At 75.1% G+C, this 23,463-nt stretch carries 21 protein-coding genes and 1 pseudogene; 16 read left to right on the top strand and 6 right to left on the bottom strand.

Features of this window, described 5'->3' with window-relative positions; all coding sequences use genetic code 11:
• A pseudogene (locus ACOJTC_RS14390) lies at nt 1-405 on the bottom strand (hypothetical protein); the annotation flags it as partial.
• Between the two features lie 222 nt (nt 406-627).
• On the opposite strand from ACOJTC_RS14390, the gene ACOJTC_RS14385 reads away from it, so the two are divergent.
• The 10 genes from ACOJTC_RS14385 (at nt 628) to ACOJTC_RS14340 (ending at nt 11,075) form a co-directional block, all read left to right on the top strand.
• A complete protein-coding gene (locus tag ACOJTC_RS14385; protein WP_420117245.1) occupies nt 628-1,935 on the top strand; it encodes an efflux RND transporter periplasmic adaptor subunit in 1,308 nt (435 codons plus the stop codon).
• 133 nt (nt 1,936-2,068) lie between these two features.
• A complete protein-coding gene (locus ACOJTC_RS14380) occupies nt 2,069-2,758 on the top strand; it encodes a response regulator transcription factor (RefSeq protein ID WP_420117249.1) in 690 nt (229 codons plus the stop codon).
• A 5-nt stretch (nt 2,759-2,763) separates the two neighbouring features.
• A complete protein-coding gene (locus ACOJTC_RS14375; protein ID WP_420117248.1) occupies nt 2,764-4,332 on the top strand; it encodes a sensor histidine kinase in 1,569 nt (522 codons plus the stop codon).
• Between the two features lie 46 nt (nt 4,333-4,378).
• Nucleotides 4,379-5,605, top strand: coding sequence for an efflux RND transporter periplasmic adaptor subunit (locus tag ACOJTC_RS14370; RefSeq protein ID WP_420117244.1), 1,227 nt, complete (start codon nt 4,379-4,381; stop codon nt 5,603-5,605).
• Nucleotides 5,605-6,339 (top strand): ABC transporter ATP-binding protein, encoded by a 735-nt coding sequence (locus ACOJTC_RS14365; protein ID WP_420117243.1) that lies wholly within the window; start codon nt 5,605-5,607, stop codon nt 6,337-6,339. The genes ACOJTC_RS14370 and ACOJTC_RS14365 overlap by 1 nt, the downstream gene beginning before the upstream one ends.
• Nucleotides 6,336-7,529 (top strand): ABC transporter permease, encoded by a 1,194-nt coding sequence (locus ACOJTC_RS14360; protein ID WP_420117242.1) that lies wholly within the window; start codon nt 6,336-6,338, stop codon nt 7,527-7,529. Before ACOJTC_RS14365 ends, ACOJTC_RS14360 begins: the two co-directional genes overlap by 4 nt.
• 21 nt (nt 7,530-7,550) lie before the next feature.
• The gene (locus ACOJTC_RS14355) at nt 7,551-8,117 is read left to right on the top strand and encodes a hypothetical protein (RefSeq protein ID WP_420117241.1); all 567 of its coding nucleotides are present in this window, start codon (nt 7,551-7,553) and stop codon (nt 8,115-8,117) included.
• A gap of 214 nt (nt 8,118-8,331) precedes the next feature.
• Nucleotides 8,332-8,535, top strand: coding sequence for a hypothetical protein (locus ACOJTC_RS14350; protein WP_420117240.1), 204 nt, complete (start codon nt 8,332-8,334; stop codon nt 8,533-8,535).
• Nucleotides 8,536-8,679: 144 nt separating this feature from the next.
• The gene (locus tag ACOJTC_RS14345) at nt 8,680-9,939 is read left to right on the top strand and encodes a M48 family metallopeptidase (protein ID WP_420117239.1); all 1,260 of its coding nucleotides are present in this window, start codon (nt 8,680-8,682) and stop codon (nt 9,937-9,939) included.
• The gene (locus tag ACOJTC_RS14340; protein ID WP_420117238.1) at nt 9,936-11,075 is read left to right on the top strand and encodes a glycosyltransferase family 4 protein; all 1,140 of its coding nucleotides are present in this window, start codon (nt 9,936-9,938) and stop codon (nt 11,073-11,075) included. Before ACOJTC_RS14345 ends, ACOJTC_RS14340 begins: the two co-directional genes overlap by 4 nt.
• A gap of 78 nt (nt 11,076-11,153) precedes the next feature.
• Here ACOJTC_RS14340 and ACOJTC_RS14335 read toward each other — a convergent pair whose 3' ends face one another.
• The 5 genes from ACOJTC_RS14335 to ACOJTC_RS14315 form a co-directional block, all read right to left on the bottom strand.
• Nucleotides 11,154-12,914, bottom strand: coding sequence for a putative bifunctional diguanylate cyclase/phosphodiesterase (locus ACOJTC_RS14335; RefSeq protein ID WP_420117237.1), 1,761 nt, complete (start codon nt 12,912-12,914; stop codon nt 11,154-11,156).
• Nucleotides 12,907-13,716 (bottom strand): SAM-dependent methyltransferase, encoded by an 810-nt coding sequence (locus ACOJTC_RS14330; protein ID WP_420117236.1) that lies wholly within the window; start codon nt 13,714-13,716, stop codon nt 12,907-12,909. Before ACOJTC_RS14330 ends, ACOJTC_RS14335 begins: the two co-directional genes overlap by 8 nt.
• Before the next feature lie 206 nt (nt 13,717-13,922).
• Nucleotides 13,923-14,591 carry a response regulator transcription factor gene (locus ACOJTC_RS14325; protein ID WP_007072219.1) on the bottom strand — a complete coding sequence of 223 codons (669 nt, stop codon included), beginning with the start codon at nt 14,589-14,591 and terminating at the stop codon, nt 13,923-13,925.
• Nucleotides 14,592-14,598: 7 nt separating this feature from the next.
• Complete coding sequence (locus ACOJTC_RS14320) at nt 14,599-16,290, bottom strand: GAF domain-containing sensor histidine kinase (protein WP_204927822.1); 1,692 nt, start codon at nt 16,288-16,290, stop codon at nt 14,599-14,601.
• Nucleotides 16,291-16,304: 14 nt separating this feature from the next.
• Nucleotides 16,305-18,104 carry an AMP-dependent synthetase/ligase gene (locus tag ACOJTC_RS14315; RefSeq protein WP_420117235.1) on the bottom strand — a complete coding sequence of 600 codons (1,800 nt, stop codon included), beginning with the start codon at nt 18,102-18,104 and terminating at the stop codon, nt 16,305-16,307.
• 156 nt (nt 18,105-18,260) lie between these two features.
• Between ACOJTC_RS14315 and ACOJTC_RS14310 the strand changes: the two genes are divergently transcribed.
• From ACOJTC_RS14310 to ACOJTC_RS14285, 6 genes are all read left to right on the top strand, one after another.
• Nucleotides 18,261-18,713 carry an SRPBCC family protein gene (locus ACOJTC_RS14310; RefSeq protein WP_204927820.1) on the top strand — a complete coding sequence of 151 codons (453 nt, stop codon included), beginning with the start codon at nt 18,261-18,263 and terminating at the stop codon, nt 18,711-18,713.
• Between the two features lie 37 nt (nt 18,714-18,750).
• Nucleotides 18,751-19,425, top strand: a complete 675-nt coding sequence (locus tag ACOJTC_RS14305; RefSeq protein ID WP_204927819.1) for a hypothetical protein — start codon at nt 18,751-18,753, stop codon at nt 19,423-19,425.
• 73 nt (nt 19,426-19,498) lie between these two features.
• Entirely contained in the window at nt 19,499-20,446 is a 948-nt protein-coding gene (locus tag ACOJTC_RS14300) for an ROK family glucokinase (protein ID WP_204927818.1), read from the top strand.
• Nucleotides 20,447-20,562: 116 nt separating this feature from the next.
• Nucleotides 20,563-21,249, top strand: coding sequence for an endonuclease/exonuclease/phosphatase family protein (locus ACOJTC_RS14295; RefSeq protein WP_420117247.1), 687 nt, complete (start codon nt 20,563-20,565; stop codon nt 21,247-21,249).
• A 157-nt stretch (nt 21,250-21,406) separates the two neighbouring features.
• Nucleotides 21,407-22,813, top strand: coding sequence for a flavin-containing monooxygenase (locus ACOJTC_RS14290; protein WP_363651558.1), 1,407 nt, complete (start codon nt 21,407-21,409; stop codon nt 22,811-22,813).
• A gap of 29 nt (nt 22,814-22,842) precedes the next feature.
• On the top strand, nt 22,843-23,463 hold a 621-nt coding region (locus tag ACOJTC_RS14285; RefSeq protein WP_420117246.1), incomplete at its 3' end, for an alpha/beta hydrolase.

The raw sequence follows: 23,463 nt of genomic DNA, 5'->3' as shown, positions 1-23,463 counted from the left end.
CGCCCGGCCGGCCGCTGGGCCGCACCGACGCACACGCCTGCTGCGCGCCTTCTGCCAGGTCTGTTCGTCGACCCCCTCGGGTCGGCCGCCGCCCGGGAAGCCGCGCCCCGGGCGGCGCGACGGGTCGGCGCTGCCGGTCGGGAAGCCCGACGGTCGGGCGGTCGGGCGGTCGGTCGGGAAGCCCGACGGGCGTGCGCCGCGGGGGCCGCGTGACGGGTCCATCGTCGGCAGCGCCACGCCGTTGTTCCGCAGGCACTTCTGGTAGGCCGCGAAGGCGTTCCCGGCCCCACCCGCGTCCCCCGGCCCGTCGTCGTCGGACCCACCACCGCAGGCGGCCAGCAGCAACGCGGCCGAGGCGGCGGTCATCACGGTCGCCAACCGACGGCACCTCTTGGTCAACGGCACGGGCACTCCTCAGGCTTCGTCCGGTAGCTGTTCAGCGAACCGGTCGTACCTCGTCGGCGGCTCAGACCCGGCTCGGAGTTCCCTCGGAGCGCGCCCCGGGGCACCCGCCCACCGGTTTCCCGCCCTGCGGTCGGGCGGGCACCAGGGCCGGGGCGCGGTTCCGAGCGAACTCTGAGGTGCGGTCGAGCCGACCGCGAGGCGGGCTGCGCAGACTGCCCGACCATGGGGATCGGTCTGAGACGACGCTGGCGTACCCGGCGGACCCGGTGGTGGGCGGCCGGTGCCGCCGGTCTGCTGCTGCTCGGAGCGGCCGGCGTACGCGCCTGGACGGCGGACACCTCGGACGCGTCGACCCGACCGGTGACGGTGGCCGTCGACCGGGGGCCGGTGGTCGTCGAGGTGGCCACCACGGGCACCGTCCAGCCGGCCACCACCCGCAGTCTCAGCTTCACCGTCGCCGGCACGGTGCAGACGGTCAGCGTGCGGCCGGGCAGCGTGGTCACGGTCGGCCAGCGGCTCGCCACGCTCGCCGAGGCCGACATGGCCGACGTGGCGGACACCGTCCAGGATGCCAGGACCGAGCTGGCCGAGGCGCGGGACGCGCTGACCGCGGCGTGGGACGCGGCCGACGACCCGGCACCGGACTGCCCCACCGGCACCGGGTCCGGCTCCGGGGCACGACCGGTGCTCTGGCGCTCGCCGGAGCCCACCGGCACGACCGGGGCGACGCCGACCGCCGGCCCGCCCACCACCGGCAGCAGTCCCACGCCCCGACCCACCGCGGGTTCGGCCTCGCCGAGCCGTACGCCAGGTGGCCCCGTGCCGACCGCCACCGGTGGACCGGGCGCGGCCCCGGCACCGGCAGGCCCCGGGGGCGGTGGCGCGAACTGCGGCGCGGACGCCGGAAACGCTGCCCGGGGCACCGACCCGATCCTGGCCGCCCAGCGCCGGGTCAACCGGGCCGAGGCCGCCCTCACGCAGGCACAGGAGGCCCTCGACGGTGCCACCATCAGCGCGCCGATGGCCGGCACCGTGCTCTCCGTGGCCGGGCCGGTGGGCAGCCGGGTGAACCGGGACAGCACCTTCATCACCCTGGCCGACACGTACGCCATGCAGGTGGTGGCGAAGTTCCCGGAGGCCGACGCCGGGGCGCTCGCGGTCGGCCAGAGCGCGACACTCGCCCTGGCCGGCCGGCCGGAGCAGCCGTTCGAGGCGAGCGTGGTGCAGGTCGACCCGGTCGGCACCTCCGACGGCACGATGGTCCGCTACGGCGTCGTGTTGTCCTTCACCACCGCCCCGGAGGACCTGCTGGTCGGGCAGAGCGCCGCCGTGACGGTGCAGACCGGTGCGGTGCGGGACGCGCTGCGTGTGCCGTCCACCGCCGTGCACGACGGGGCCGACCGTACCGGCCGGGTGCTGCCGGCGGACGGCGGGCCGGCCCGCACCGTCACCGTCGGGCTGCGCGGCGACCGGTACACCGAGATCACCTCCGGGATCGATGCCGGTGAACTGGTGCGGCGCTCCTGGTGACAGCCGGCGCACAGGTCCGGCACAGCAGGCGTGGAGGCTCGTCCGGTACGCAGTTCGGGTGCACACCGACATCCTCCGGCCGCCCACGGCCGGTCCGACCCCGAGCGTCGAGGGCGAACCCGCCCGTGCCCGCCTGCTGGTGGTCGACGACGAGCCGAACATCTGCACCCTGCTGGCCGCCACCCTGCGGCTGGTCGCGTACGACGTGCGGGTGGCGGGATCCGGGCGGGCCGCGCTGGCCGGTGTGGAGGAGTTCGCCCCGGACCTGGTGATCCTCGACGTGATGCTGCCCGACCTGGACGGCTTCGAGGTGGCCCGGCGGCTGCGCGCCGCCGGCCGGCCGGTGCCGGTGCTCTTCCTGACCGCCCGGGACACCGTCGAGGACCGGGTCGCCGGGTTGGTGGCCGGTGCGGACGACTACGTGGCCAAGCCCTTCAGCCTGGAGGAGGTGGTGCTGCGGATCCGGGCGATCCTGCGGCGTACCCGGGCGGAGCTGCCGCCGACCCCGGGCAGCCGGCTGCTGCGCTACGCCGACCTGGAGCTGGACGACGACGCCCACGAGGTACGCCGGGCCGGGCGGCCGGTCGACCTGTCGCCCACCGAGTTTCGGCTGCTGCGCTACCTGCTGATCAACGCGGGGCGGGTGGTGAGCAAGGCGCAGATCCTGGAGCAGGTCTGGAACTACGACTTCGGGGGCGACGGGCGGATCGTCGAGTCGTACGTCTACTACCTGCGGCGCAAGGTCGACCGCTCCGATCCACCGTTGATCCACACGGTGCGCGGTGTGGGCTACACCCTGCGGCTGCCGCGCGGCAACGAGTGAGGCGGCTGGCCCGGGTGCGCCCCTGGTCGCACTGGACGCTGCGGTCCCGACTGGTCCTGGTCGTCGGGGCGCTCGCCACGCTGGCCCTGCTCGGGGCGAACACCGCCGGCCTGCTACTGCTGCGTAGCTACCTGGTGGACCGGGTCGACGAGCGACTCGCCGGACAGGTCCGCCCGTTCACCGGCGAGCCCCGCCCGGTCACCGGGTCACCGGGCAGCGGGTCGGCGGGTGCGCCGGCCGGACGGCTCGCCCGGCTCGGGCCCGACCAGCTCGTGCTGTTCTACCGCGCCGACGGCACCCGCGACGCCGCGCACAGCAGCACCCCCAGCGAGACGGCACCGGACCCGGGCACGCTGGCCGAGGTGACCGCGCGGGCCCGTACCGGCCGGCCGTACACCGTTGCGGGTCGCCACGGCGGCGCCGACTGGCGGCTGTTCGCGGTGCCGGCGGGCGGAACCGGCGCGGTCGTGGTGGTCGGCGCCTCGCTGGCCGAGGTGAGCCGGACCACCGACCGGCTGCTGCTCATCGACGTCGCGGTCACCGGCGGGGTGCTGCTCGGCCTCGGGCTGCTGGCCGCTTCGGTGGTGCGGCTCGGGCTGCGCCCACTGACCAGGATGGAGCGGGTCGTCGCCGGCATCACCGGCGGCGACCTGACACACCGGGTGGACGACACCGACCCGCACACCGAGCCCGGTCGGCTCGGTGCCGCGGTCAACCTGATGCTGGACCGGATCGGCACCGAGATGAGCGCCCGCGCCGCCTCCGAACGCCGGCTGCGGCAGTTCGTCGCGGACGCGTCGCACGAGCTGCGGACGCCGCTGACCTCGATCCGCGGCTTCGCCGAGCTGTACCGGCGCGGGGGTGCCCCACCCGGTGCCGCGCTGGACGAGACGATGGGCCGGATCGAGAGCGAGGCGGCCCGGATGGGTGTGCTGGTGGAGGACCTGCTCCTGCTCGCCCGACTGGACCGGCAGCGCACCCCCGCGCGGCGTCCGGTGGACCTGCTGGGGATCGCCGCCGACACCATCCGCGACGCGCACGCCCGGACGCCGGGCCGGCCCGTGCGGCTGAGCACCCTCGCCGAGCACGACCCGACCTTCGAGACACCGACCGTGCTCGGCGACGAGCACCGGCTGCGCCAGGTCGCCGCGAACCTGGTCGGCAACGCGGTGCAGCACACCGGGCCGACGGTCCGGGTGACCGTCCGCGTCGGTCGGCTCGCCGCCCCGCCGGCCGGGCCGGTCGTCCGCTCGGGGCCGGTGCCCGCGTCGGACGGGGACGGATTCGCCGTGCTGGAGGTGCACGACGACGGGCCGGGCATCCCCGCCGGGCACGCCGGTCGGGTCTTCGAGCGGCTGTACCGGGCCGACCCGAGCCGGGGCCGGGCCGGCGGGGGCGGCTCCGGTCTGGGACTGTCCATCGCCGCGTCGATCGTGCACGCGCACGGCGGCTGGATCGAGCTGGACACCGGTCCGGGCGCGGGGACCACCTTCCGGGTGCTGCTGCCCGCCGTACCCCCGCAGTCGACCTCGTCGCGTGACGACCCGGCGGCGTCGATTCCGAGCCAGCTCTGAGCTTGCGCCGAAGCTCCTCCCAGCCGTGCCGGCGAAGCTGACCGCCATGCGAGTGCGCCTGCCGGCCGTCCTGCGCCGGCCCCCCGTCGCGGTCAACGCCGCCCTGGTGCTGCTGTTGGCCGGCGGCGGCTGCTGGGCGTGGCTGTCGGTGCGCGGCGACGCGGCGGCGGACGCCCGGCCCACCGGCACCCGGACCGTCAGTGTGTCCAGGGGCACGGTGACCGCCACCGTCACCGCCGACGGCTCGGTGCGCAGCGCCGCGACGGCCAGTGCCAGCTTCGCCACCGCCGGCACCGTCACCGCCGTCCGGGTGCGGGTGGGCGACCGGGTGAAGAAGGGCCAACTGCTGGCCACCGTCGACCCGGCCGCCGCGCAACGCGACCTCGACGTGGCAACGGCGGACCTGACCGCCGCGCAGGAGGCCCTGGACCGCGCCGAGGACGCCGGTTCGGACACCTCGTCGGCACAGACCTCGGTCACCCAGGCCGAGTTGGCGGTGTCCGAGGCCGAGGCCGCGGTGGCCGGCACCCGGCTGACCGCGCCGATGGCCGGTACGGTCGTCACGGTCAACGGCACCGTGGGCAGTTCCTCCGGCGGGTCGGCCACCGGCGGTGGCTCGACCGGGCAGCAGGGTGGCAGCGGTTCGACGGGTGCCGCCGGCTCCGGGTCCACCTCCGCCAGCGGGTTCGTCGAGCTGGCCGACCTGACGAAGCTCCAGGTCACCGCCGGCTTCGCCGAGGCGGACGCGACCCGGCTCAAGGACGGTCAGGCGGCCACCATCACCTGGAACGCGCTGCCGGGAGCCCGGGCCGGCGGGCAGGTCGTCGCCATCGACCCGCAGGCCACCACCACCAACAACGTGGTCACCTACGGCGTCACGGTCAGCGTCGACGAGCTGCCCGCCGAGGCCAGGTCGGGGCAGACCGTACGGGTCTCGGTGGTCACCGGCACCGCCGCGGACGTCCTCACGGTCAGCTCGGCGGCGATCAGCGGCACCGGCGACCGGCGCACCGCCACCGTGCTCACCGAGACGGGGCAGGAGAGCCGACGGGTCACCGTGGGTCTCGCCGGCGACCAGGCGTACGAGGTCACCTCGGGGCTGACCGAGGGGGAGCGGGTGGTGCTGCCGCAGAGCACCGGCACGGGCGGCACCAACGGCGGAGTCCCCGGCGGCGGTCGCCTTCCCGGCGGGGGTGGCTTCCCGGGCGGTGGCCTGCCCGGCGGGGGCGCCGGCCCCGGCGGCGGCACCCGGGGCGGGAACGGAACCCGGTGATGACCCCGGTAACCGCGCGCCGGCCGGTCCTGGACGTCCGGATGCTGACCAAGGTGTACGGCGAGGGCCCGTCCGCCGTGCACGCCCTGCGCGGGGTCTCGCTGGCCGTCAACGCCGGTGACTACGTGGCCATCATGGGCTCCTCCGGTTCCGGCAAGTCCACCCTGATGAACATCCTCGGCTGCCTCGACGTGCCCTCCGACGGGCAGTACCTGCTGGACGGGGTGGACGTGGGCAGCCTCGCCGACCGTCAGCTCGCCCTGGTCCGCAACCGCCTCATCGGCTTCGTCTTCCAGGCGTTCAACCTGATTCCCCGGACCAGTGCGCTGGCCAACGTCGAGCTGCCGCTGGCGTACGCCGGGGTGCGGGCCGGCCGGCGGCGGCAGCGGGCGCTCGCCGCGCTGGACGCCGTGGGGCTGGCCGATCGCGCCGACCACCAGCCCAACCAGCTCTCCGGTGGTCAGCAGCAGCGGGTCGCGGTGGCCCGGGCGCTGGTCACCGAGCCGGCCCTGGTGCTCGCCGACGAGCCGACCGGCAACCTCGACAGCACGTCCACCGAGGACATCCTGGCCGTCTTCGACCAGCTCAACGCGGCCGGGCGGACGATCGTGCTGATCACCCACGAGCCGGAGGTGGGTGCCCGCGCCGGGCGGCTGATCCGGCTGCTCGACGGTCAGGTCCGCTCGGACGTCCGCCAGGGCGGGCGGCACGCGGTGCCGGGGGCGGGCCGGTGAGCCTCACCGAGACCGTCCGGTTCGCGCTGCGCGGCGTGGCCGCCAACAAGCTGCGCTCGGCGCTGACCATGCTCGGCATCCTGATCGGTGTCGCCGCGGTGATCCTGCTGGTCGCGGTCGGCAACGGCTCGGCCCAGGCGGTCAACGACCGGATCGAGGCGCTGGGCACCAACACGCTGACCGTCACCGGCACCAACCGGGGCGGCAGCGGTGGCGGGCTGACCCTCGAGGTCGCCGACGCGCTCGCCGATCCGGTGCTCGCGCCCGACGTACGGTCGGTCTCCCCGCTGGCCACCACGAGCGCCACCCTGACCTTCGAGGGGGCCGACCACGAGGTGCCGCAGTTCGTGGGCACCCGGCCGAGCTGGTTCGCCGCGTCGAACTCGCCGCTGGCCAGTGGCACGGCGTTCAGCGCCGACGACGAGGCGCAGGGCCGCCGGGTGGTGGTCCTCGGCCGGACCGTGGCCGACGAGCTGTTCGCCGGGGTGGACCCGGTGGGCCGGCAGGTCACCGCGGGCGGCGCGCTGTTCACCGTGGTCGGGGTGTTGGCGGCGAAGTCCTCGACCGGCTTCCAGGACGCCAACGACACCGCGGTCGCGCCACTGCGGGCGGTACGCGAGGTGCTCACCGGGTACGGGTCGCTGAGCTCGATCCTGGTGGAGGCGGCTGATCCGGCCCGCGTGCCGGCGGCGCAGGGGCAGATCTCCACGGTGCTCGCCCAGCGCCTGCCGACGTCGGCCTCGGGCGGCACCCCGTACCGGATCCAGAACGCCGCGCAGCTGTTGCAGACCCAGTCCGAGACGGCCGACACCTTCACCGTGCTGCTGGGTGCGGTGGCCGCGATCAGCCTGCTGGTCGGCGGCATCGGCATCACCAACATCATGCTGGTGACGGTGACCGAACGGACCCGGGAGATCGGCATCCGCAAGGCGCTGGGTGCCCGTCGGCGTACCGTGCTGACCCAGTTCCTGGTGGAGGCGACCCTGCTGAGCCTGCTCGGCGGGGCGCTCGGGGTGGCGGCGGCCCTGATCGGTGCCCGGTTCACCATCGTCGGGGTCCACCCGGTGATCGTGCCCAGTTCGGTGGGGCTGGCCCTCGGGGTCTCGGTCGCGATCGGCCTGTTCTTCGGCGGTCTTCCGGCGGCCCGGGCGGCCCGGCTGCGCCCCATCGACGCCCTGCGCTACGAGTAGGCCGACATGCGAGGAACCGACATGGACAGCAGCGACACCGTCAGCTTCGACCGGGTCGACGACCCGCCACCGGCCCCGGCGGATGCTCCGGACCGTGAGCTGACCGCCGCGCTCGCCGCAGCGGCACCGCGCCGCTGGTGGGACCGGACCACCCTGGCGCTCGGTGTGCTGGTCCTGGTGCTGGCCGGCTTCCTGGCCGGGGTTCACGTGCAGCAGCGCTGGGGTGGTGAGGAGTCGAGTACCGCCGGGTCGGGGCGGGCCGGGTTCCCCGGTGGTGTGCCCACCGCCTTCCCCGGCGCCGGCGGGCGTGGCCAGGGCGGCGTCGGGCCGGGCGGGGCAGGTCAGCCCGGTGGCGCGACCGCTGCGGCGACGACCAGCGGCACGGTGAAGTTGGTCGACGGCGCAACGCTCTACGTGGAGACCGCCGACGGCACGGTGCTCACCGTGCGTACCACCGACACCACCGCGGTCCGTACCGCCAAGGCCAGCAGGCTGAGCGCGCTCAAGGCCGGGCAGAGCGTCACCGTGCAGGGCGGCCCGGCGACCGACGGCACGGTCACCGCCACCGCGGTCACCGCCGAGGGCTGACCCCGCTGCACGTCGAGCCCGGTCCGTCACCGGGGAGTCGCCGACGCCCCGTGTGACGCTCTGCACGCTTCGACGCCACTCTCACCGGTTCGACCCTGGTTGATCACCGGTTGTCCGATTGTGTCGTACCCGATGGTTAGTGTCCGACCTGACCGACGGTGCTCGGGTGGTGACGAGGGTTTCCGCCCGACGCCGCACTGCGTCAGGAGGCACGATGCTCATCGACTGCGACGGCTGCCGGGTCCGGGGCGCGGGCTGCGCCGGCTGCCTGGTGACGGCCCTGCTCGACACCGACTCCCCGGCCGCCGGCCTGGGCGTCGCCGAGCACCGGGCGATCGAGGTGCTCACCCGCTCCGGCTTCGAGGTGGAGGTCCTGGCCCACGAGACCGCCCGCCCCGCCCGCCGCCGGGTCGCCTGACCGCCGCCCCGCCGCAGCGGCGGCTGGTGGACACCACGGCGGGGCCGCGCCGGCGGGCCATAGGATGGGCGCTCACGGCGGGAGGAGCGGCGGCATGACACGGGTACGACGCCACGCCCGCGGACCCGTACCCGGGGTGCCCCGGTGAGCCCGCGCGGCTGGGCGGTGCTCACCCTGGCGGCGCTGGTGCTGGCCCTGGTCGTCCTGGGTGCCCTGCTGGTCCCGTGGAGCCGGCCCCCGGCCCCCCGCGCCGACCAGCTCGCCGCCCTGCGTGACCTGCCCGCCGACCAGGTCGCCCGGGGGCGCGCGTTGCAGGCGGCCCTGCGCCCCGGCCGCTACACCGGGCTCGCCGTCGGCCTGCTGGTGGCCCTGCTGCTCGGGCTGACCCCGCTCGGGGCGAGGCTGGTCGAGCTGGCCGGCCGGCCGTTCGGCGACCACTGGATCGCCCGCGCGGTGCTCGGCGGGATCGCCGTGGTGCTCGTCGCCGACCTGCTCACCCTCCCGTTCGCCGCCTGGCGGCAGTCGGTGCTGACCCGGTACGGGCTCGCCACCCAGGGCTGGGGCGGCTGGACGGTCGACCTGCTCAAGTCGTACGCCCTCAGCGCGGTGCTCGCCGCGACCGTGCTGCTCGGCTTCTACACCGTCACCCGGCTCGCCCCGCGCTGGTGGTGGGCGTTCGGGGCGGCCGGCGCGGCCGGGCTGGTGGTGCTGCTGTCCTTCGTGCTGCCGGTGCTGGTGGAGCCCGTGTTCAACCGGTTCACCCCGATGGAGCAGGGGCCGCTGCGCACCGAGCTGACCGCCCTGGCCGCGCGGGACGGCGTACCGGTGCGGGACGTGCTGGTCGCCGACGCCTCCCGCCGCACCCGGGCGGTCAACGCGTACGTCTCCGGTCTGGGGCCGACCCGGCGGGTGGTGGTCTACGACACCCTGCTGCGCGAGGCCACCCCGGCCGAGGTGACCAGCGTGGTGGCGCACGAGCTGGGCCACGCCAAGGACCGTGACGTCTGGACCGGCACGCTGACCGGGGCGCTCGGGGCCGCCGCCGCGGTCGTCGCGCTCTACCTGGTCGGCTCCTGGACGCCGCTGCTGCGCCGGGCCGGCGTCGACTCGATCGCCGAGCCCCGGGCGTTCGCGCTGCTGATCGCCCTGGTGACGGTCGTCGGGCTGGTCGCCGGCCCGGTGCAGGCGCTGGTGTCGCGCCGGATCGAGGCACGGGCCGACGCGCACGCCCTGACGCTCACCGGTGACCCGGCCACCTTCGAGGCGATGCAACGCCGGCTCGCCGGGGTCAACCTGGCCGATCCCGACCCGCCCCGGGCGGAGTACCTCTGGTTCGCCTCGCACCCGTCCACGGTGGAGCGGATGGCCGCCGCCCGCGCCTACGCCCGGGAGGCCGGCCGGTGACCCGGACCCTGCTGATCACCAACGACTTCCCGCCCCGCCCCGGCGGCATCCAGTCGTTCGTGCACCACCTGGCGGTCCGCCAGCCGCCCGGCTCGGTGGTGGTCTACGCCTCCAGTTGGCGCGACACCGCCGGGTTCGACGCCGCGCAACCCTTCCCGGTGGTCCGGGACGCGACCCGGGTGCTGCTGCCCACCCCGCGGGTCGCCCGCCGGGCCGCCCGGCTGGCCCGGGAGCACGACTGCGACACGGTGTGGTTCGGTGCCGCCGCGCCGCTGGGCCTGCTCGCCGGCGGACTGCGCCGCCGGGCCGGCATCCGCCGCGCGGTGGCGCTGACCCACGGTCACGAGGCCGGCTGGGCGACCCTGCCGGGGGCCCGCGCCGCGCTGCGCCGGATCGGTCGGGACACCGACGTGGTCACCTACCTCGGCGACTACACCCGGGTACGGCTGGAGCGCGCCCTGCGCGGCGTCACCGAGCTGCACCGGCTCGCCCCCGGGGTCGACGTGGACACCTACCACCCCGGGGTGGACGGCGCGCCGGTGCGGGCCCGGCTCGGGCTGGCCGACCGGCCGGTGGTGGTCTGCGTCTCCCGGCTGGTCGCCCGCAAGGGCCAGGACATGCTGATCCGGGCCCTGCCGGCGATCCGCCGCCGGGTGCCCGACGCGGCGCTGCTGGTGGTCGGGGGCGGGCCCTACCGGGCGACGCTGGAGAAGCTGGCCCGGTCCACCGGCGTGGAACGTGACGTGGTGTTCACCGGCTCGGTGCCGTGGGAGGCGCTGCCCGCCCACTACGCGGCCGGTGACGTCTACGCGATGCCCTGCCGTACCCGCAACCGGGGGCTCGACGTCGAGGGGCTCGGCATCGTCTACCTGGAGGCGTCGGCGACCGGACTGCCGGTGGTGGCCGGTGACTCCGGCGGCGCACCGGACGCGGTCCGCGAGGGCGAGACCGGGTACGTCGTCCCGGGGCGTGACGTCGCCGTGCTCGCCGACCGGGTGGCCACCCTGCTCGCCGACCGGGACCTGGCCCGGCAGCTCGGCACGGCCGGGCGGGCCTGGGTGGAGAAGGAGTGGCGCTGGGAGACCCAGGCCCGCCGCCTGACGGACCTGCTCACCGGCACCGCCGCCCCCGGCTGACCCGCCGACCGACCCGTCTACCGACCCGCCGGTCGGCCCGCCGCCGAACAGGGCGGCGGGGTGGTCGCCGGCGGTGGGTCAGCGGATCTGTTCGAGGATGCGGGCGGCGGGGGCGGGCTTGCCGAAGTGCCAGCCCTGGCCGGTGTCGCAGCCGATGGAGCGCAGCAGGTCGGCCTGGTCGGCGGTCTCCACCCCCTCGGCGGTGACCGTCAGGTCCAGCGCGTGGGCCAGCGACACCAGCGAGGCCAGGATCTGCTCGTCGTTGCGGCTGGCCGGGTCGACCTGCGGGCTGCGCAACCTGGTCACGAACTCGCCGGCCACCTTCAGCTCGGTGACCGGCAGGTCCCGCAGGTAGACCAGGTTGCTGTAGCCGGTGCCGAAGTCGTCGATGGCGATCCGGACACCCAGGTCGTTGAGCATCCGCAGGGCCCGGACCGGGTCCTCCCCGCCGGTGCTCATCATGGTGCTCTCGGTGATCTCCAACTGGAGTCGTTGCGGCGGCAGGCCGGTCTGCGCCAGCAGCCCGCGCACCTCCTGCACCAGGCCGGGACGGTGGACCTGCCGGACGGCGAGGTTGACGCTGACGAACGGTGCCGGCCCGCCGCCGGCGGCCCAGCTCTCCGCCTCCCGGCACGCCTCGGCGAGCACCCAACCGCCGAGCCGGACGATCAGCCCGGTCTCCTCGGCCAGCCCGATGAAGCTGTCCGGGCCCAGCACCCCCAGCTCGGGGTGCCGCCAGCGGACCAGCGCCTCCACCCCGACCACGGTGCCGTCCCGCAGCGACGTCAGCGGCTGGTAGTCCAGGAAGAACTCGCCCCGGTCCAGGGCGGCGGGGATGGCCGCCGACAGGGCGTACCGGGCCAGCTCGGTGCGGTGCCGGGCCGGGTCGAACAGCGCCCAGCGGGCACCGCCGGCCGCCTTGGCCCAGTGCAGGGTGCTGTCGGCGGCCCGCATCAACTCACCCGGGGTGGTGCCGGCCACCGGCCGTTCCACGATGCCCGCGCTGGCGGTGACGGTCAGCTCGTGCCCCTCGACCAGGGCCGGCTCGGCGACCGCGGCGAGCGCCGCCTCCGCCACCTTCACCACGTCGTCGGTGCCGTCGGTGCGCTCGACGAGGATGACGAACTCGTCACCGCCGAGGCGGGCCACCAGGTGCTCGCCGAGGGCCCGGCTCAGCCGCTGCGCCACCTGCACCAGCAGGGCGTCGCCGAGCTGGTGACCGAGGGAGTCGTTGACCACCTTGAACCGGTCGAGGTCGAGGAAACACACCCCCACCCGGGCGGAACCCCGCCCCGGGACGGTGAGGGCGGTGGCGAGCCGTTCGGTGAACAGGGTGCGGTTGGGCAGGTCGGTGAGCGGGTCGTGGGTCGCCTGGTGGCGGAAGCGGGACTCGCTGTCGCGCAGCGCCCGTTCGGCCTGGGCGCGGGCCACCATCGCCGCCCGCCGGATGGACTCCTGCTCGTCGAGGGTCCGGTCGCGCAGCGCGCGGGCGTACCCGGTGGTGATGGTGGCGAGCAACCGGGCCAGCCGGTCGGAGATGTCGTCGCCGACCAGGCCGAGGTCGCGCAGCAGGCGGAGCTGGACGACCTCGACGGTCCGCCCCAGCCCCTCCGCCGAGGCGATGTGCGCGGCCACCAGCTCCGCGCCCACCTGGTGACCGACCCGCGGGTCGAACGGCTCGGCCCGCAGCGCGGCCGCCAGTCGTACGGTGAGCCGTTGCAGCAGCTCCTCCAACTGGGCCTGGGTCATCGGCAGGTAGCTGGTGCCGGAGACCGCCTTGGCCCAGGCGCGGGCGAACGTACCCGGGCAGGACGCCCGGGGGCCTGTCGGCTCACCCATCGAGACGCCCGACGCCGCCGAGGAAGACGGCCTGTTCGGCGTTCTCGGCGCTCTCCGGCGTCTCGGGCCGCCACTGCGGCACCCAGACCACCCCGGGGTCGACGATCGTGAAGCCGTCGAAGAACGCGGTCAGCTCGGCCCGGCTGCGGATGCACAGCGGGTTGTCGGTACGCCGGTAGACCCGTTCCGCCTCGGTCCGCTCGGCCCCGCCCCGGCTGTCGTCGCTGGCCTGGGAGAGGACCAGGTAACTGCCCGGGGCGAGCGCCGCGCGCAACGTGCGCAGGATGTCCTCGGGATGGTCGGCGTGCGGGATGAAGTGCAGCACCGCCACGATCATCACGGCCACCGGCTGGGAGAAGTCGATCAGCCGGGTCACCTCGGGGTGCGCCAGGATCGCCTCGGGCCGGCGCAGGTCCTCCTGCACGACGGCGGCGGTGGGGTTGCCGGCGAGGATCTCCTGGCTGTGCGCGACGGCGACCGGGTCGACGTCGACGTAGACCACCCGGGCCCGCGGGTCGGCCCGCTGGGCGATCTCGTGCACGTTGCCGACGGTGGGGATGCCGGAGCCGATGTCGAGGAACTGGCGGATGCCGGAGTCGACCAGGTGCTGCACCACCCGGCGCAGGAAGGCCCGGTTGGCCTGGGCCATCAGCGGCGCGTCGGGAACCGCCTCCACCATCGCGCGGGCGGCGACCCGGTCGGCGGCGAAGTTGTGCGAGCCGCCGAGGTAGTAGTCGTACATGCGGGCGACGCTGGGGCGTTCGATGTCGATGTCGTCGGGTGCCCAGTTCGGTCGCTGCATCCCCAACCCCTTTGTCGAGTACCACCGCTAACATGGTCGACCGTGCGGTTCACCCGGGTATTCTGCCTGTCCACCGCCCACGTGCAAAGACCGCGATCAGTGCGCGACCGGTCGCTCACCGGGCGCAGTCGAACCGGTGGTGTGCCGACGGCAGGCCCGGGTCCGGGGTGGACCCGGGCCTGCCGGCCCGGCGGGGTGGCCCCGCCTCAGAACTTCGGGGCGTCCGGCGCCTCGAGCAGACCCAGCCGCAGGGCGGTCATCAGCGCCTGCGCCCGGTTGGCCGCGCCCAGCTTCTCGTAGAGCTTCGAGATGTGGGTCTTGGCGGTGGACTCGCTGACGAACAGCTGCTTGGCGATGCCGGCCACGCTCATGCCGTCGGCGAGCAGCCGCAGCACCTGACCCTCGCGGGGGGAGAGCTGCGGGCCGGACGGGGCCAGCCGGCGCTTCATCGCCTCGGCCAGGTCGGCGGCGGTGAACGCGCTGGGCGAGGAGGCGGCGTGCCGGGCGGCGGCCACCACCTCGTCGGCCGGCGCGGTCTTCGGCACGAAGGCGCTCGCCCCCGCCTCCAACGCACCGAAGAGCTGGTCGTCACCGGCGTACATGGTGAGCACCACGATGCCCATCGACGCGCTGGACTTGCGCAGCGCCCGGGTGGCCTCCAGGCCGCTGCCGTCGGGAAGCCGCAGATCCATGATCACGACGTCCGGTTGCAGCGCGCCGGCCTGGCGCACGCCCTCCGCCGCCGTGGCGGCCTCGCCGACGACCTCGAACTGACGGTCCCGCTCGAAGGCGTGCCGCAGCCCCTTGCGGATCAGATCGTGATCGTCGACAAGGAGGACCTTGGTACGGGTGGCCGGTGTCGGGCTTGTGGTCATCCTCGAATTACTCCACTTCTGCTGCTGCGCTGCCACGCACGTTATCGCGCCGGGGCGACGAACCCACCACCACCGCCACGGTCGTACCACTGGGTTGCCGGGGACTGATCTCCAACCGGCCCCGGATACGTTCCGCCCTCTCCGCCATGATCGCAAGGCCGTAGTGACCGTCGGTGCGCTGGTCACCGATGCCGTGACCGTCATCCGACACTTCAATTTGCGCGTACGGGGGGTCCACCTCGCAGGTGACCCAGAGATTCGACGCCCCGGCGTGCTTGCGGGCGTTGGTCACCGCCTCCTGGGCGATGCGCAGCAACTCGGCCTCGGTGGCGGCCGGCAGTCGGGCGGTCGACTCGTCGAGCGACAGGTGCACCCGCAGGCCCCCCGACGCGCCGACGGTGCGGGCGTACTCGGCGATCGCCGCCGCCAGGCCGCCGTGCCGGTCGACCTCGCTGCGCAGCTCGAACAGGCTCAGCCGCAGCTCGGTGATCACCCGGGTCACCTCACCGCGCAGGGTGCGCAGCGCCTCGGCGGTCTCCTTCGGGTCCTCGTCGACGTAGGCCAGCGCGTTGTCGATGCCGTAGCCGACCATCACCAGTTCCTGCGCCACCCCGTCGTGGATCTCCCGGGCCAGCCGCTGCCGCTCCTCGTTGGTGGCCAGCGACCGCACCTCGTCGAAGAGCAGCGCCGCCTCCAGGCGCAGCGCCGCCGGGCCGGTCAGCGCGGTCACCCGGGACACCACCGGCGGCGGGTAGGCGTGCGCCGCGTCCGCCTCCAGCACCACCAGGCCGACCGTACGCACCCCGGCGACCAGCGGCACGATCAGCGCCGAGACGTCCCCGCCGCTGTGCGAGCGGGCCTGCGACCGGGCCGAGGTCTGCGGCTGCTGGCTGGCCCAGGCGTCGGCGATCGCCGAGTCGGCGTCCAACGTCGTCTCCCAGTCGACCCGGTCGACGCCGACCTGGGCGAGGACCACGAGCCGCCCGCCGCCGCTTGCCGACAGCACCGCGCCCCGGTTGCCGGGGGCGACGGTACGCAGCTCCTCCAGCAGGTGTTCGGAGATGCCGCCCGGGTCGAGGGTGGCCCCGGGCAGCTGCCGGGCGACCGTCCGCAGCTGGGTCAGCAGCCGGGTCGCCTCGGCGTACGGCTGGGGCTTGCCGTCGGCCCGGACCCGCATCACCTGGTGCAGCGTGCCGGCGGCGTAGAGGCCGAGCCCGGCGAGGATCAGCCACTGCGCGCAGACCGCCAGGTAACCGGCCTGGCCGAGCTGCCGCCCACCGGCGACCTCGGTGAAGGCGCCCGCCACCAGCAGGGTGGCCGCGGTGACCCCGAGCAGCACCGCGCCCTCGCGGAACTGCCGGCGCAGCGCGGTGACGGTCACCGGCACCGCCAGGTAGGGCAGCACCGCCGAGGCGCCCAGCCCGCCGACCGACGAGCCGAGAGCGGAGGAGACGGCGACCTGGCTGGCGGCCAACCCGATCACCACCGCCTCGGCGAGCCGGCTCAGCGGGCCGATCAGCCGGTGCTCGGGGGCGAGCAGGGCGGGCGCTCCGGCGACCGCCAGCAGGGCGATCCACCAGAGCTGGGCGGGATCGCGGGTGGCGACCAGGGTCAGGACGCCGACCAGCGCGAGCATCACCGCTCGCGCGGCGGCGGCGACGGGACGCGTCTGGGGGCGGGCGGCTGTGGAGGCGGGCACGTGACGGATCGTAGTCAGCCTTGGTAGATGTCCGCGATCTCGGCCGCGTACGTCTTGTGGACGACCTGCCGCTTGACCTTGAGTGAGGGGGTCAACTCGCCGGTCGCCTCGGTGAAGTCGCGGGGCAGGATGCGGAACACCTTGATCGCCTCGGCCTTGGAGACGGCCAGGTTGGCGGTGTCCACCGCGCCCTGGATCTCGGCCCGCAGCGCGTCGTGCGCCACGAGCTGCGCGACCGGGGTGTCCTCGGGCATCCCGTGGGCGGCCAGCCACTTCGGCAGCGCCTCCTCGTCGACGGTGACCAGGGCGGCGATGAACGGCTGCCGGTCTCCCACCACCACGCACTGGCTGACCAGCGGGTGCGCCCGGACCTGGTCCTCCAGCACCGCCGGGGCGACGTTCTTGCCGGCGGCCGTCACGATGATCTCCTTCTTGCGGCCGGTGATGCTGAGGAAACCGTCGTCGTCGAGGTGCCCCAGGTCGCCGGTGCGGAACCAGCCGTCGGCGAGCGCCTCGGCGGTGGCCGCCTCGTTCTTCCAGTAGCCCTGGAAGATCAGGTCACCGGCGATCAGGATCTCGCCGTCGTCGGCGATCCGGATCGTCACGCCGGGCAGCGGCCGGCCGACGGTGCCGATCTTCGTGCCGGTGGGCAGGTTGGCCGCGGCGGCGGGGGAGGTTTCGGTGAGGCCGTACCCCTCGCAGATGGTCACCCCGATGCCCCGGAAGAAGTGCCCGAGCCGGGCGCCGAGCGGGGCGCCTCCGGAGATCGCGTCCCGGCACCGGCCACCGAGGGCGGCCCGCAGCTTGCGGTAGACCAGCCGGTCGAAGACCGCGTGCTGGGCACGCAGCGCGAACCCGGGACCGCCCGGGGTCTCCTGCGCCTCGCTCCAGGCGATGGCGACCTTCTCGGCCCGGTCGAAGATCGCGCCCTTGCCGTCGGCCTCGGCCTTCTGCCGGGCGCCGTTGTAGACCTTCTCGAAGACCCGCGGCACCGAGAGCACGAACGTCGGCCGGAACTCCTGGAGCTGGGCGACCAGGTCCCGGGTGTCGGCGCAGTGCGCCATCGTGGCCCGCGCCTGCACCACCCCGATCTGGATGAGCCGGGCGAAGGCGTGCGCCAGCGGCAGGAAGAGCAGGGTCGAGGCGCCCGGGCGGAACAGGTTCGGCAGCACCGGCACCGCGTTGGCGATGTCGGCGTACATGTTGCGGTGGGTCAGCACGCAGCCCTTGGGGCGGCCGGTGGTGCCGCTGGTGTAGATGATCGTGGCGACGTCGGCGGCGCGGACCGAGGTGCGGCGGCGCTCGATCTCCTCCGGGTCGACCGAGGTCCCGGCGGCGACGATCTCGTCCACCCCGCCCAGCTCGATCTGCCACACGTCGCGCAGCTCGGGCAGCCGGTCGCGGACCCCGGCGACCAGGGTGGCGTGGCTGTTGGTCTCCACCACCACGGCGACCGCGCCCGAGTCGGCGAGGATCCAGGCGGCCTGTTCGGCGCTGGAGGTCTCGTAGATCGGTACGGTGACCGCGCCGGCCGCCCAGATGGCGTAGTCGAGCAGGGTCCACTCGTAGCGGGTCCGGCTCATCAGGGCGACCCGGTCACCGGGGGAGACCCCCGCGCCGGCCAGCCCCCGGGCCACCGCGACCACCTCGTCGCGGAACTGCCGGCAGGTGACGTCGACCCCGGCGCGGCCCTCGACGGCGGGCCGGACGAACTGCACCGCGTCCGGCGCGGCCTCGGCGTTGTCCCAGACCGGGTCGGTCAGGTTTGCCGCGTCGCCGCTGGTGACGATCGGCGGGACGGAGAACTCGCGCACCTGCACTCCCTCGTGCTCGCACTGGCCGGGCCGACCACGGGCCGGCATGGTCGAAACCTACCCGGCCGGCCGGGCGGACGCCCCAGCCAGGTTGCCCGGCCCCTGCCCGGGGGGTGGAGCGGGGCATCCGTCGGGCGCGCCGGGTAGCCTCCCCCCATGGCGGACTCCTCCACCCAGTCGATCGTCATCGGCGCGTCACCGGACCGGGTCGCGGCGGTCGTGTGCGACTTCGCGCGCTACCCGGAGTGGACCGAGGCGGTGCGCCGGACCGAGGTCGTCGAGGAATACGAGGACGGCTACGCCAGCCAGGTCCGGTTCACCATCGACGCCGGGGTGATGGCCGACGAGTACGTGCTGGCCTACGAGTACGCCGAGGACCTGTCCCGCATCGAGTGGCACCTGGTGTCGCCCTCGACGATGCAGAAGTCCCAGCGTGGCTCGTACGACCTGGTCGGCAACCCGGACGGCACCTGCACGGTGACCTACACGCTGGAGGTCGAGTTGTCGGTGGGCATGCTCGGCATGTTTCGCCGCAAGGCCGAGAAAATGATCATGGATACGGCGTTGAAGCAGCTCAAGCGCCGGGTAGAAGCAACCGGTGCGGCGTAGCGACGCGACGGCCGGCGACACGACGGAGGAGCCGACCATGGGCGCAACGGAACCGGGCTCGGCCCGGGAGGAAGCGGAACGGCTGGTCGCCACGCTGCTCGCGACGGCCCGGCTGGCCTCCGCCGGCTCCGGGTCGGCGTCGGGGCCGTGGGGTCCGCTCGGTGGGATCGTCTCGGGTGTCCTCGGTCACAGTGCCACCCCGTCCCGGTCTGCCGGCGGCGGCCACCGCGCGCAGGGTTTCGCCACCGGATCGGCCGAGTGCTGCGTCTGTCCGATCTGCCGGGCGGTCGCCGCCCTACGCGATCCCAGTCCCGAATTCGCCGAGCGGCTCGCCACCGGCGCGGGGGATCTGGCGGCCGGCGTCGCCAGCCTGATGCGCGCGTTCGCCCCGCCCGGAGCCGGGGAAGCACCCCCCGGGGACGCCGGTGACGCCGCCGCGCCGACCGGCCCGTCCGATTCCGGAGCCGATCATGTGTGGCGCGAGGCCACCCGCACCGGGCATGATTCTGCGTCGGCGCCGGAGCGGGACGTCTGGTCCGCCGCCACCCGGGCGGAGGACGCGGTCGAACCGGCCGCCGCCGCACCGCCCGTCGACGACGCCGGGCCGGCCGCGCCGGCCCAGCAGGTCCGGCCCGCGGCCGACGGTCCCGTGGTGCCCGCCTCGCGCGCGCCGGCCGGCGCGGACGGGGACGCACCAGGCGACGGGGCCTGACCACCGGACATCCCGGCAGCGTACGGCCGGTTTCGGCCGATGTCGGGCAGCACAGCAGAGGGGAGTGGCCGCGGTGACGCTGACCATCGGAGTCGACGTCGGTGGCACGAAGGTGGCCGGCGGTGTCGTGGACGACACCGGCAGGGTGCTCGTGCAGGCCCGGCGGGACACCCCCGCGGACGACGTCGGCAAGACCCGCGACGTCATCATCGAACTGGTCACCCAGCTCGCCACCGGCCACCAGGTCGACGCGGTGGGGATCGGCGCGGCCGGCTGGATCGACGCGTCCCGCTCCACCGTGCTGTTCGCCCCCAACCTGGCCTGGCGCGACGAACCGCTGCGCGACTACGTCAGCGCCGCCACCGGCCTCCCGGTGATCGTCGAGAACGACGGCAACGTGGCGGCCTGGGCCGAGTTCCGGCACGGCGCGGCCCGCGACGCCGACGACTCCATGGTCATGTTCACCATCGGCACCGGTGTCGGCGGCGGCATCGTCCTCGGCGGCGAGCTGGTCCGCGGCGCCCACGGCATCGCCGCCGAGCTGGGACACATGCTCACCGTCCCGGACGGCCACCAGTGCGGCTGCGGCCGGCTCGGCTGCATCGAGCAGTACGCCAGCGGCAGCGCCCTGGTCCGGTTCGCCCGCGCCGGGGCCCGGCAGGAACCGCAGCGCGCCACCGCCCTGCTGGAGCTGGCCGGCGGCGAGGCCGAGGCGATCACCGGCCCGATGGTCACCACCGCCGCCCAGGCCGGCGACCCGATCTCGGCCGAGGCGTTCGCCCAGATCGGCCGCTGGCTCGGCACCAGCCTCGCCGACATGGCCCAGATCCTCGACCCGCAGGTGCTGGTGGTCGGCGGCGGCGTGGTGGATGCCGGTGACCTGCTGCTCGGCCCGACCCGGCGGTCCTTCGCCGATGCGTTGGCCCAGCGCAGCCGGCTCCCGGTGGCCGAGGTGCGGCCCGCCGAGCTGGGCAACAGCGCCGGCGTCATCGGTGCCGCCGACCTGGCCCGCCGCCGATGAGCGCCGCGCCGACGCCCCCGCGCCCGGACGCCCCCGCGCCCGCCGACACCGCCGCCGCGCCGCCGGCACCGGCCCCGACGGGAGCGGCCGGGTCCAGCCCGAACGACGCCCGGCGGGTGCCGCTGCGGGTGGTGTCGTACAACATCCACAGCCAGCGCGACGACACGGCGGCGCTGGCCAGCGTGGTCCGCGAGGCCGCCCCCGACGTGGTGATCGTGCAGGAGGCGCCGCGCCGGTTGCGGTGGCGGCAGAAGTCCGCCACGCTGGCCGACTCGTTCGGCCTGGTGGTGGCCGCCGGTGGGCTGCCGTCGCTGGGCAACCTGCTGCTGACCAGCCTGCGGGTCCGGGTGACCGGGACGCACTGCCAGCGGTTCCCGCTGACCCCGGGCCGGCACCTGCGCGGCGCGGCGTACGCCCGCTGCCAGGTCGGCGGGGCCCGGTTCCTGCTGGCCGGCTCGCACCTGTCCACCGACCCGGCCGAGCGGCCCGGCCAGGCGGCGCTGCTGCGGCGGGAGCTGTCCGCGAGCGACCTGCCGGTGGTCTTCGGGGCCGACCTCAACGAGGGCCCGGACGGCCCGGCCTGGGGCACCGTGGCGGCCGGCCTGACCGACGCCGCGATCGCCGCCGACGCGGCCGACCGGCACACCTACTCGTGCACCAACCCGCGCCGCCGCATCGACGCCCTCTTCGTCGACCCCCGGGTCGAGGTGGTCGGCTACGACGTGGTGGACACCCCGACCACCCGCCGGGCCAGCGACCACTTCCCGGTCCTGGTCGACCTGCTGCTGCCGGTCACCGACTGACCGGCCGGCAGCGTCCCCGGGCCGGCCGCCACGGCCGCCCGGGGGTCGTCCCGCGACGCGTCACGACACCTCCGCGAGCCGGGCTGGACAACGGGTCGGGGGCCCGGAAGGATGCCGGTCGAACCGGCGTACCTGGCCGCACATAAGGAGAATCCCGGTGTCCCCCTCCACCGAGCACGGCCGGCCCGAACCGGAGCCCACGACGCTCCCTGCGAACCGGGACGGCCGCCCGGTCTCCGACCGGGGCGACACGGTCTGCGTGATCGGGGCCGGGGCCAGCGGCCTCACCGCCGTCAAGAACCTCACCGAACACGGCTTCGGCGTCGACTGCTACGAACGGGAGACCGGCGTCGGCGGCGGCTGGAACTGGCGGCACGACCGCAGCCCGGTGTACGCCAGCACCCACCTCATCTCGTCGCGGCCGTTCACCCAGTTCCCCGACTTCCCGATGCCGGACTCCTGGCCGGACTACCCGCACCACAGCCAGCTGCTGTCCTACTTCGAGCGGTACGCCGACCACTTCGACCTGCGCCGGCACATCTGGTTCGGCACCGAGGTGGTACGGGTGGAACCCGTCGACGGCGACCGGTGGGACGTGACCACCCGCAGCACCGGCGGGTACGGCCCGGAACGCACCTCCCGGTACGCCGCCGTGCTGGTCGCCAACGGGCACAACTGGTCGCCGAAGCTGCCCCGCTACGAGGGGCTGGAGGAGTTCCGGGGCGAGGTCATGCACGCCTCGTCCTACAAGGACCCCGCCCAGCTGCGCGGCAAGCGGGTGCTGGTGGTCGGGGCCGGCAACACCGGCTGCGACCTGGCGGTCGAGGCGGCCCAGCAGGCGTCCCGCTGCTGGCACTCCACCCGCCGCGGCTACTGGTACGCCCCGAAGTACGTCCTCGGCCGTCCCGCCGACCAGGTCAACGACGCGCTGCTGGCGCTGCGGGTGCCGCTGCGGCTGCGGCAGTGGCTCTACCACTGGACGCTGCGGCTGACCGTGGGTGACCTCACCCGGTTCGGGCTGCCGAAGCCGGACCACCGGGTCTACGAGACGCACCCGATCGCCAACAGCCAACTGGTCTACTACGTCGGCCACGGCGAGATCACCCCCGTGCCGGAGCTGGCCCGGTTCCACCCCGGCGGGGTGACCCTCACCGACGGCCGGGAGATCGACCCGGAGCTGGTCGTCTTCGCCACCGGCTACCTGCCCCGCTTCGAGTTCCTCGACCCGGGCGTCCTCGGCGACGCCGACGGCTCGGGCCGCCCCCGGCTGTGGCTGCACGCGTTCCCGCCGGGCCACCCGACGCTGGCGGTGGCCGGGCTGTTGCAGCCCGACTCGGGGCTGTTCACCCTGGCGCACTGGCAGACCGTGCTCTTCGCCCGGTCGCTGCGGCTGCGCCGGGAGCAGCCACAGCGGGCCGCCGCGTTCGCCTCGCGGGCGGCGGCCGGCGCGGGCGAGCGGTACGCGGGGAAGGTCAAGGACAGCAGCCGGCACTGGTTCGAGGTGGGCCACGTCGACTACCTGCGCGCGGTGCAGCGCGCCCTCGACGAGCTGGAGGGCAAGTGACCGGCACGACCGATCAGCGGGTCCGGATCATGCGGGGCCGGGAGTGGGCCCACCCGGTCCGTCCGGCCCGCCGCGAGGTGCTCGGCGTCGACCCGGAGCTGGAGGAGGGACGTCCGCCGCTGCTGTTCGTCCCCGGGTTCGGGCACGGGGCGTGGGCGTTCGCCGAACACTGGCTGGAGCACGCCGCGTCGCGCGGTTTCCCCGCGTACGCGATGAGCCTGCGCGGGCACGGCGGCAGCGAACCGGCGCCGGGGGCGACGCTGCGGGCGTACACCCACGACGTGGTCCAGGTGGCGGCGGGGCTGTCCCGGCAGGCGGTGCTGGTGGGGCACGGCGCGGGCGCCCTGGTGGTGTCGCACGCGTTGGCGCGGTACCCGGCCCGCGCGGCGGTGCTGGTCGCGCCGGTGCTCGGCGGCGCGGCCACGGCCGGCGCGGCGTTGCGGGCCAACCCGCTGGGCACCCTGCCCGCGCTGTTCGGTGGTGGTCTGCGGCTGCACCGGCGGCAACTGTTCAGCCGGGAGCTGCCCGAGGCGGACGCCCGCCGGCACCGGGCCCGGCTGGGTCGGGCCGGCCGGCGGGCGCAGGGGCAGCTGCTCGCCGGCCGCCCGGCGGAGCCGGCGGTGGGCCGCCCGCCGGTGCTGGTGCTGGGC

The sequence above is a fragment of the Micromonospora sp. genome (genome assembly GCF_048594385.1).
In the GTDB taxonomy this organism is placed as follows: Bacteria; Actinomycetota; Actinomycetes; order Mycobacteriales; family Micromonosporaceae; genus Micromonospora; species Micromonospora wenchangensis.
The sequence above is the reverse complement of the archived record's forward strand: the minus strand, read 5'-3'. Positions and strand labels throughout refer to the sequence as shown.

What these genes read in the sequence shown, in the direction of transcription:
- ACOJTC_RS14385 (WP_420117245.1), top strand. Translation starts at nt 628, where the DNA reads ATGGGGATCGGTCTGAGACGACGCTGGCGTACCCGGCGGACCCGGTGG.
- ACOJTC_RS14330 (WP_420117236.1), bottom strand. Translation starts at nt 13,716, where the DNA reads ATGCAGCGACCGAACTGGGCACCCGACGACATCGACATCGAACGCCCC.
- ACOJTC_RS14365 (WP_420117243.1), top strand. Translation starts at nt 5,605, where the DNA reads ATGACCCCGGTAACCGCGCGCCGGCCGGTCCTGGACGTCCGGATGCTG.
- ACOJTC_RS14325 (WP_007072219.1), bottom strand. Translation starts at nt 14,591, where the DNA reads ATGACCACAAGCCCGACACCGGCCACCCGTACCAAGGTCCTCCTTGTC.
- ACOJTC_RS14305 (WP_204927819.1), top strand. Translation starts at nt 18,751, where the DNA reads ATGGGCGCAACGGAACCGGGCTCGGCCCGGGAGGAAGCGGAACGGCTG.
- ACOJTC_RS14370 (WP_420117244.1), top strand. Translation starts at nt 4,379, where the DNA reads ATGCGAGTGCGCCTGCCGGCCGTCCTGCGCCGGCCCCCCGTCGCGGTC.
- ACOJTC_RS14335 (WP_420117237.1), bottom strand. Translation starts at nt 12,914, where the DNA reads ATGGGTGAGCCGACAGGCCCCCGGGCGTCCTGCCCGGGTACGTTCGCC.
- ACOJTC_RS14310 (WP_204927820.1), top strand. Translation starts at nt 18,261, where the DNA reads ATGGCGGACTCCTCCACCCAGTCGATCGTCATCGGCGCGTCACCGGAC.
- ACOJTC_RS14355 (WP_420117241.1), top strand. Translation starts at nt 7,551, where the DNA reads ATGGACAGCAGCGACACCGTCAGCTTCGACCGGGTCGACGACCCGCCA.
- ACOJTC_RS14350 (WP_420117240.1), top strand. Translation starts at nt 8,332, where the DNA reads ATGCTCATCGACTGCGACGGCTGCCGGGTCCGGGGCGCGGGCTGCGCC.